Here is an 870-nt window from a genome sequence, read left to right as displayed (position 1 = left end):
CGACGTGTCTACTTTCCGGGGGTCAGGCCCGAGTGAATGAAAGTGATCAAAACATCAACGATCTCCTGTAACCGACCCGCAACAGAGCCGGGGTCCAGCGCTGCCCATTCATCAGCGATATGAAGCAAATCAAACACTGACGCTAGACGTACGAGTGATGACCTTGATTTGAGCCCTTGGCAAGAATGGAAGAACCGCTCATCAAGCTGTCGACTTGTATATAAGAGCATTATCCTGATAGTTAGAGGCGCAGTTGGTTGTGGAGGTTGACATAGTTAGGACGGGCCCGGCCCCCGGGCTTTCAGCGACCTGGGCAAACACCCCTGAACCGCGCGCTTATTACAAACTCATTCCACCCCGAGGAGTGTCGGCCCACGGCCACGCACCTCGGGGGATGACAAAAAGCACCCCGCACACCTTTGTGGTGTGCGGGGTGCTTATGTGTTTGAAGTTGTTGGGTCGGCGGTAACCTACTCTCCCACACCCTCCCGAGTGCAGTACCATCGGCGCGGGCGGGCTTAGCTTCCGGGTTCGGAATGGGACCGGGCGTTTCCCCGCCGCCATCAACCACCGACACACCTTTGGGGGCATGCCAGTCAACCAGTGTTGTTGGTTGTTGGTGACACAATATTCATTTTGAATCAGTGTTGACACGTTGGTGTGTTGTGTCAGTGACTGCATAGTGGACGCGATTGCTTTTGTTGTTTCACACGGTTTGATGTGTTTACCAAGACCAGTGTTTCATGGTTGGTTTGTTGTTTGGTATTTGGTGGATTAGTACCAGTCACCTCCACACATTACTGTGCTTCCAGTTCCGGCCTATCAACCCAGTCGTCTACTGGGCACCTCAAATGAAACCTCATCTTAAAA

General features: G+C 52.9%; 2 rRNA genes. Both read right to left on the bottom strand.

The window, feature by feature from the left end:
- Window positions 1–457: 457 nt before the first annotated feature.
- Window positions 458–575 (bottom strand): 5S ribosomal RNA (rrf, locus tag HMPREF2550_RS05570).
- A 179-nt stretch (window positions 576–754) separates the two neighbouring features.
- A 23S ribosomal RNA gene (locus HMPREF2550_RS05565) occupies window positions 755–870 on the bottom strand; the annotation flags it as partial.

Source organism: Corynebacterium sp. HMSC074A01, assembly GCF_001831515.1.
In the GTDB taxonomy this organism is placed as follows: domain Bacteria; phylum Actinomycetota; class Actinomycetes; order Mycobacteriales; family Mycobacteriaceae; genus Corynebacterium.
This window is presented reverse-complemented; position numbering and strand designations above follow the sequence as displayed.